The 5,577-nt window shown below is 63.5% G+C and carries 6 protein-coding genes, 1 tRNA gene and 1 pseudogene; 5 read left to right on the top strand and 3 right to left on the bottom strand.

The window, feature by feature from the left end:
* The 3 genes and pseudogenes from DBR22_RS17110 to DBR22_RS17100 all read left to right on the top strand — a co-directional run.
* Nucleotides 1-493: pseudogene (locus DBR22_RS17110) on the top strand (glyceraldehyde-3-phosphate dehydrogenase); the annotation flags it as partial.
* 80 nt (nucleotides 494-573) lie between these two features.
* Nucleotides 574-783, top strand: coding sequence for a hypothetical protein (locus DBR22_RS17105; protein WP_108600010.1), 210 nt, complete (start codon nucleotides 574-576; stop codon nucleotides 781-783).
* A 102-nt stretch (nucleotides 784-885) separates the two neighbouring features.
* Nucleotides 886-1,683, top strand: coding sequence for an HNH endonuclease family protein (locus DBR22_RS17100; RefSeq protein WP_108600009.1), 798 nt, complete (start codon nucleotides 886-888; stop codon nucleotides 1,681-1,683).
* On the opposite strand, the gene def is transcribed toward DBR22_RS17100, so the two are convergent.
* The 3 genes from def to orn all read right to left on the bottom strand — a co-directional run bounded on the left by def (nucleotide 1,680) and on the right by orn (nucleotide 3,194).
* A complete protein-coding gene (def, locus tag DBR22_RS17095; protein WP_108600008.1) occupies nucleotides 1,680-2,252 on the bottom strand; it encodes a peptide deformylase in 573 nt (190 codons plus the stop codon). The two genes, DBR22_RS17100 and def, sit on opposite strands and share 4 nt — an antisense overlap.
* Before the next feature lie 116 nt (nucleotides 2,253-2,368).
* Nucleotides 2,369-2,441 (bottom strand) — tRNA-His (locus DBR22_RS17090).
* A gap of 129 nt (nucleotides 2,442-2,570) precedes the next feature.
* Nucleotides 2,571-3,194, bottom strand: coding sequence for an oligoribonuclease (gene orn / locus DBR22_RS17085; protein WP_108600007.1), 624 nt, complete (start codon nucleotides 3,192-3,194; stop codon nucleotides 2,571-2,573).
* A gap of 161 nt (nucleotides 3,195-3,355) precedes the next feature.
* Between orn and mptB the strand changes: the two genes are divergently transcribed.
* Complete coding sequence (gene mptB / locus DBR22_RS17080) at nucleotides 3,356-4,912, top strand: polyprenol phosphomannose-dependent alpha 1,6 mannosyltransferase MptB (RefSeq protein WP_181365227.1); 1,557 nt, start codon at nucleotides 3,356-3,358, stop codon at nucleotides 4,910-4,912.
* Between the two features lie 122 nt (nucleotides 4,913-5,034).
* Nucleotides 5,035-5,577: hypothetical protein (locus DBR22_RS17075; RefSeq protein WP_108600006.1), on the top strand; the 543-nt coding region annotated here is incomplete at its 3' end.

The raw sequence follows: 5,577 nt of genomic DNA, 5'->3' as shown, positions 1-5,577 counted from the left end.
CTTCCACAAGGGCGACCGCCGCGGCCGCTCCGCGGCACTGAACATGGTCATCACCGAAACAGGAGCGGCCACTGCCGTAGCGAAGGCACTGCCCGAACTCCAGGGCAAGCTTTCCGGCAGCTCAATCCGCGTCCCCACCCCGGACGTCTCGCTGGCCATCCTGAACCTCAGCCTGGAAAACGGCACCACCAAGGACGAGGTGAACGACTACCTGCGCCAGATGTCCCTGCATTCGGACCTGCGCAAGCAGATCGATTACATCGATTCGCCCGAGGTTGTCTCAACTGACTTCGTCGGCTCACGCCGTGCCGGCATCGTGGACGGCCTCGCCACGATCTCAAACGACAAGAACGTCATTCTCTACGTCTGGTACGACAACGAGTTCGGCTACAGCTGCCAGGTGGTCCGTGTCATGGAGGAAATGGCCGGAGTGAACCCGCCGTCCTTCCCGGCCAAGGAATCTGCCGCGGCGCTGGCTGCGATCGCTGTCTAATCCGGATCATTTGCCGGGATGCCTGGATATTCCCGGCTGATTCGCTGGAATCAGCCGGGAATCGGGACCACACTGGTGGCATGGAAAATGACTCAACCCTGCAGCATGAGACCACCCTCGAACACGCCCTCGATGTAGCCAAGGCCAACCACAAGGAAGCCGTGCGGCTCCTGGAGCAGGCACGTGCTGCGAGGAGCGCCGGGGACGTCGGCGAGGACAGGGTACGCCAACTGGAATCCCTCCTCAAGCTTGCCGAGGAAGATCTCCGGCGGGTAGCCCGGGAGCAGTAGACCCGTCCCACTGTTCCTCCCCACTGTGGATATCCGTCCGGATGTCAGTGGGGTGACCTAGGCTCTTCTGGTGCATGATCTTTCCCGAAGGGCCGGTAGCCCATGACTGTGAGTTGGGGTGCGTACCGCCGTGCCCGCCGGCGCTCCAGGCAGGCGTGGGCAGTACTGGTGCTGCTGGCCGTGTCCCTGGTGGCGTCGGGCGTTTGGTTTTTCACTGCAGGACAGTTCGCAGCTGCCGAACCGGCCGTCGCCGGACCATCGGAGGTGCCCGTCTTTGATGGGACCTTCATGAAGCCGGTGGTGCCGGTCAAGCCTGTACCGCAGGGGAGTGCGCTGGCTGCCCTTGAGGGGCTTGCCGTCAAGGGGCGTGCACCGAAGGACAATTACCAGCGGGAGGCCTTCGGGCAGGCCTGGCTGGACGTGGACCGGAATGGCTGCGATACCCGCAACGACATCCTGCGCCGCGATCTCACTGCCGTGGTATTTACGGAAGGCTCCACCTGCCGTGTAGCTTCCGGCGCCATCCACGAGCCCTACATCGGGCAGGCGGTGGAGTTCCGCCGCGGATCGGAAAGCAGCAAGGAAATCCAGATCGACCACGTGGTTGCCCTCGGTGACGCGTGGCAGAAGGGCGCCCAGGGGCTGACGTCCAAACAACGCCAAAGCTTCGCCAATGACCCCCTGAACCTGATAGCCGCGGACGGTCCCGCCAACCAGCAGAAGAGCGCGGGGGACGCCGCTACCTGGCTGCCCAAGAACAAGAACTTCCGCTGCCACTACGTTGCCCGGCAGATCTCGGTCAAAGCCTCTTACTCGCTATGGGTCACGCAGCCGGAAAAAGATGCGATGAAGCGGGTCCTTGACTCCTGCCCGGACCAGGAAACCATCACGGCAGGTTAATGGCCGAACGGGTCCGGATCCACACCCGGCATCCAGGTAAGCCCCGGAACTCCCCACCCGCTCTTTTTGGCTTGTTTCATGGCTTTCCTGGCATAGCGGTCCAGCAGACGGTTGACGTAAAGTTTACCGTCCAGGTGGTCGTACTCGTGCTGGATCACCCGGGCAAACCATCCGGTCGCTTCGAATTCAACGGGCTTTCCGTTGCCGTCAAAGCCCTGCACCCGGGCCCACTCCGCGCGTTTGAGCGGGTACTGGCCGCCGGGGAACGAGAGGCAGCCTTCTTCCTCTTCATCAGGGTCCGGCAGGGCGCCGGAGACCTTGGACAGGGTCAGGACAGGGTTTACCAGGACACCGACGGGCGGGGCGCCGTCGTCGTTGGCATATTTGTAGACGAAGATGCGCTTGCCCACCCCTACCTGGGGAGCCGCCAGGCCAACGCCATTAGCGGCGTCATTGGTTTCAAACATATCCGCGATCAGGGTGCGTAGTTCGTCGTCGAACACCTCCACCTCGGCGGCGCGGCGGTGCAGCACCGGTTCGCCCCAGATGGTGATCGGCAGAACTGTCATGTCAGGCGGCCCTTCGTGCGTGCGGCGTGACGCCGGCTTTTGTGCAAAAAAATGGAGGCCGCACCGGATATCCGATGCGGCCTCCTAACAAACGGCTGATGGTGCCGTCCTACAAGGGTGAGCTACGGGGGTTGAACCCGCGACCTCCTGGACCACAACCAGGCGCTCTGCCAACTGAGCTAAGCCCACCATGTGCCTCGAAGATTCCCGGATGATCCGGTCCACTGGAAAGGCAACTCAAATAGCTTACCTGCTCTTGGAGGCTGCTTGCGCCACTTTTAGGCTTTTCGCCAAAATTTCCCTAAAACGTGGCGCAGATTACTGTTCCGGATCGGCCGTCCCGCCGGTGATGCGCTTGGCGATGTCCCGGGCCGTGACGCTGTCCGGTCCCGGGGCGGGGACAAAAACCGCCTCGCGGTAGTAGCGGAGTTCATCAATGGAGTCCTGGATGTCGCCCAGGGCGCGGTGACCGCCCTTCTTGGCGGGAGACTGGAAGTATGCCCGGGCAAACCAGCGCCGGGACAGTTCCTTGATGGTGCTCACATCGATCACACGGTAGTGCAGGTGCTCCACAACAGCCGGCATGTCGCGGGAGAGGAACACGCGGTCGGTCCCCACCGAGTTGCCGCCCAGCGGTGCCTTGCGCGGGTCCGGTACCCACTTTTCGATGTACTCCATCACCGCGGCCTCGGCTTCGGCCATGGTCTTTCCGTGCGGGAGTTCCTTGAGGAGGCCTGACCGGGTGTGCATGTCCCGGACGAAGTCGTTCATCTGGGCCAGGGCGGCGTCCTCGGGCTTGATCACCACATCCACCCCGTCGCCGAGGATGTTCAGCTCGGAGTCCGTCACCAGGGCAGCGACCTCGATCAGGGCGTCGGTCTTGATGTCCAGGCCGGTCATTTCGCAGTCGATCCAGACGATGCGTTCGTTAGATATAGGCACCGGACCAGCCTACCGTTACGCCCCGGCACAACCGTCCGATGCTAGGATTTCGGGTACAGAGGGGCGTGGACGTGGCCGCTGTGCTGTGCCTTCGAGGCCGGGCCGCCCACGCGCCCGCCGGGGCCGAAGCGCTGACTGCGAAGAGAATGGACGATCCTGAGATGACGGCGCCTGTGCCTGCAACGGGGGAGAGGGCCGCCATTGTGATCCCCGGGTCCGCTGCAGCGGAAGTGGACAACGCCAGATCCCCGATCCTTGCCGGGTTCCTGGGCTCGGTCCTGATGATGATCGGGTCGCTGGGCGTCGGCTGGCTGGCGCCGGTCTCTGAACTCCGCCGTATGCCGGTCTTCATCTGGATGCGCACCGAGGCCGTGGGGGTTGCCCTGGCCATCGTGCTGCTTGCCGTCGGCGGAATGCTCCTGGTCCGGTCATGGCTGCGGCTGGGCCAGAGGGTCCGCGTCTGGGGACCCCAGGCACGCACAGCTACCCTTCAGGCCGTGGCCGCCTGGGGCCTGCCGATGATGTTTACCGTCCCCCTGTTCAGCCGTGATGTCTACGCCTACATCGGCCAGGGCAGGCTGATGGTGGAAGGGTTTAATCCCTACGAGAACGGCATCTCGGCGCTTTCGAACTACTTCCAGCTCGGCGCTGACAAAATGTGGACCGAAGCTCCTGTGCCCTACGGCCAGCTGTTCCTGTGGATAGAGCAGTTCGTGGTCTGGTCCACCAACGTCCACCCCGAGGCCAGCGTGATGCTGTTCAGGCTGGTTGCCCTTGCCGGTGTGGTGCTTTGCGTCATTTACGTGCCAAAGCTCGCCGAACTCCACGGCGTCAATCCGCACCGGGCCTTGTGGCTGACCGCGGCCAACCCCTTGTTCCTGACGAACTTCATTGCCAGTGTCCACAACGATGCCCTGATGATCGGCCTGGCCCTGGCGGGGCTGTACTACTCCGCCACCCGGCGCCCGGTGCTGGGCATCTTCCTGGTGACCCTGTCCATTGCGGTTAAGCCCATCACCATCGTCTTCCTGCCGTTCATCGGACTCCTCTGGGCGGGGAAGAACGCCGGCTGGTCCAGGAAGTTGGTTTTCTGGACCCTCACGGCAGGACTGAGCCTGGCTATTCTCTATGGCCTGAGCCTGGTCAACGGCTTCGGCTTCGGCTGGATCAACGGGTTGTCGGCCCCCGGCAGCATCTTCATCTGGTACGCGCCGGTGGGGCTCGTGGGGTTGGTGGTTGCCACCATCTCGAACGCATTCGGCCTTGATGGCTGGACCCTGGCGGACTGGGTGTTCGACGCCGGGAAGCTGCTCGCCGTGGGGATCGTAGCCTTGCAGATCTTCAAGGGTGACCACGACCGCCTGATGCGCCGCCTGACGCTGGCTTTTGCGGCTGTGGTGGTCCTGGCGCCCATGATCCAGTCCTGGTACGTGGTCTGGCTCATCCCCTTGTTTGCGGTGACCGGCATCCGCAACGACTGGCAGGTCAAGGCGTTGTACTTCATCGTCTCGTTCTTCATGATCTACGCCATTTCGGACCAGTTGGAGGTTTTCCCTTACCTCCAGACCGAAGACCTGGGCCTCGCCCTCGTCCTGGCCCGGGTCGCTGCAGCGGTGACAGGCCTGTTGTTTGGCCTGTATCTCATTTTCTGGGATCCGCGCACCCGCAGCCTGTTCCGCAAGACCCACGACCCCGTCGTCGAACGCCCCGTTCTTTAGCGCGCCGGCGGATGGTTTCAGCAGATCAGCACTCCCTTCCTTTCTGACGGGGCTTTCGACTCTTCTGCAGGCACTGTGCCGGGCCTAGAGTCGAAGCATCCCGGTTCATGAGGAGGTGCCTGATGGGCAGTTCACAGCAGATGGGGACCGGAAGGGCCGTGCGGACCGTGGTGGGCGTCTTCGGACTGCTGGCGGCCTTGGCCGGCATGGAACATGGGCTGGGAGAGATACTCCAGGGGCCGGTGGCGCCCGATGGCGTGATGATCCGTTCCTGGCCCGGGCACGAGGCGTTCGAGACCATGGGCGGCGAGCCCGCGATGACCCTGATCCCCAACCTGTTGGTTTCCGGAGTCCTCACAATAGTGGTCTCCGCCGTGTTCGCTGTCTGGGCGGTCACCGGGGTCCAGCGCCGGCGCGGATCCATGGTGCTGATCGGGCTTTCGCTGCTGCTGCTGGCAGTGGGCGGTGGGTTCGGACCGCCGCTGCTGGGTGTGATCCTCGGCGTCGGGGCATCGGGACTAGTGGTTCCTTCGCGGACGCCGGGCGGGTTTATCCGCGTGATGGCTAGGATTTGGCCGTGGGCACTGGGCGCCGGTGTGGCAGGTTACCTGGGATTGGTTCCGGGTACCCTGCTCCTGCACACGGTCTCGGGACCACCGCCGATG

The organism is Arthrobacter sp. HMWF013, assembly GCF_003061105.1.
Classification (GTDB): domain Bacteria; phylum Actinomycetota; class Actinomycetes; order Actinomycetales; family Micrococcaceae; genus Arthrobacter.
The sequence above is the reverse complement of the archived record's forward strand: the minus strand, read 5'-3'. Positions and strand labels throughout refer to the sequence as shown.

Coding starts and splice junctions, on each gene's coding strand:
- DBR22_RS17105 (WP_108600010.1), top strand. CDS start 574: ATGGAAAATGACTCAACCCTGCAGCATGAGACCACCCTCGAACACGCC.
- DBR22_RS17100 (WP_108600009.1), top strand. CDS start 886: ATGACTGTGAGTTGGGGTGCGTACCGCCGTGCCCGCCGGCGCTCCAGG.
- def (WP_108600008.1), bottom strand. CDS start 2,252: ATGACAGTTCTGCCGATCACCATCTGGGGCGAACCGGTGCTGCACCGC.
- mptB (WP_181365227.1), top strand. CDS start 3,356: ATGACGGCGCCTGTGCCTGCAACGGGGGAGAGGGCCGCCATTGTGATC.